Origin of the sequence: Flammeovirga sp. OC4 (genome assembly GCF_000812565.1) — a bacterium.
In the GTDB taxonomy this organism is placed as follows: domain Bacteria; phylum Bacteroidota; class Bacteroidia; order Cytophagales; family Flammeovirgaceae; genus Flammeovirga.
In genome coordinates this window covers 1-1598 of sequence record NZ_JTAM01000161.1, presented here as the reverse complement: position 1 = coordinate 1598, position 1598 = coordinate 1, and the positions used below count along the sequence as shown (strand labels likewise).

General features: G+C 31.0%; 1 protein-coding gene. It reads right to left on the bottom strand.

Annotated elements, in window-relative coordinates; all coding sequences use genetic code 11:
* Positions 1-81: 81 nt before the first annotated feature.
* Positions 82-1598: hypothetical protein (locus tag PL77_RS32155; RefSeq protein WP_044213647.1), on the bottom strand; the 1517-nt coding region annotated here is incomplete at its 5' end.

Here is a 1598-nt window from a genome sequence, read left to right as displayed (position 1 = left end):
GTGTAAAAGAACACAAAAAGTATCCCTACTATAAACGGCAAAACGATTTGTACTCTAAGGTATAGTTGATTTGTACATTTTTTATTGGTCTAAATATTCCCCGTAAGTCCACCCCTTCTCCTCTAATTGACTTATTTTATTGATAATGGATTGAGGCTGATTTGAAAGACTTTGAAGTGTAATCTTTCTACCTACACCTGAACCATAGCACAACAGGTCATCTAAGATAGTGTTAAGAGTATCAAAGTTGGATGACTTCCAAAAGTTTATTAATTGTATAGATTCTAAACCTTGCCACGCTGAACTAATCAGCTCAGCGTGACTGTAATTGTCAATATTTTCACATCGGAATATTACATCCCTCATGTTTGGTGCATTTGAAAGATTAACAATATTTGAAATGTTACATTGAATCTTCTCAAGTAATGTGTGATTAGAGAAATCAACAGCTTCTGTTTTAAAATTTTGACATAACGAAACAAATGATTTCAGTTGAGTTTGATTCTGTAAATTATCAAAAGTTATTTGATTAGTATATTTCCAAAACCCTTGTATTTCAATATGTTCCAAGATTGAAATAGCTGGTAAAATTATAGTTACGTTACTATTAAAGTATGCACCGTAAATTTTAGATGTTGTATTGAGCTGAAAAAGGCTACTACATATACTAAAATTGTACACACCTCCATTTTGACGTCCTGCTAACGTCATATTTTCAAGTGAGGATGGAAAAATATAAGTCCCATTTCTTATTTTCAAGTTTGAAAAATACCCTCTTCCATCACCAAATCCTTTGATCTTTGAGTTCGACATATCTGCAACAAAGACATCACCATCTCGAATACTGCCCGAACCTAATAACCTCAACACATTACAATTATTGCGAGTTGATATTTGTTCCATATTCGGAACACTTGAAAAATAAGAATTAAATACATCGGTTAATTCTGAATCACTCAGTGAATCACTGAAATTATTTTCTAATTTCACATCCGAAAAAGTTATGAGGTTAGGAAATATCACACTAGACATAAATGTATTATAATAATAAGAAGAAGTAGCACCACCCCATGACTGTCTATCAATCTTAATAAGATTATCAAGGTCAATATTAGCACAATATCTTAATATTGTGTGACTCCCTACAAAGGCTTTATCACTATTAGCAACAAAGCTCTTCCACTCGTTTGTATCTGTCATTCCATAACTCCTTGTGTTAACAACGTTATCATTAATATCATACATTGCAAACAACTGAGAACGTGTATTACCACCACTGCTTTTTTCTTCAAAAATAGGTGTATACACATTTGTATTATGTTTTTTGAATATCTCAAAGGAAAGAAATATAAGCTCACTATTTATATCTATCTCACTATCGCAGAAGTCGAATACTAAATTCAAAGTATTTCGATCATATAGATACTGAAAAAAGTTAATAAGAAAATAGGTATTCATTTTCGTAAATTTCATATTTATCTCAATATCCTTGTCTAGTATAATATCATTAGTTATAAAATCATCTAATGATATTATAGATAAATCAACTATTGAAATTGAATCTACATCACTATGATACAACTCCACAATATCCCCCT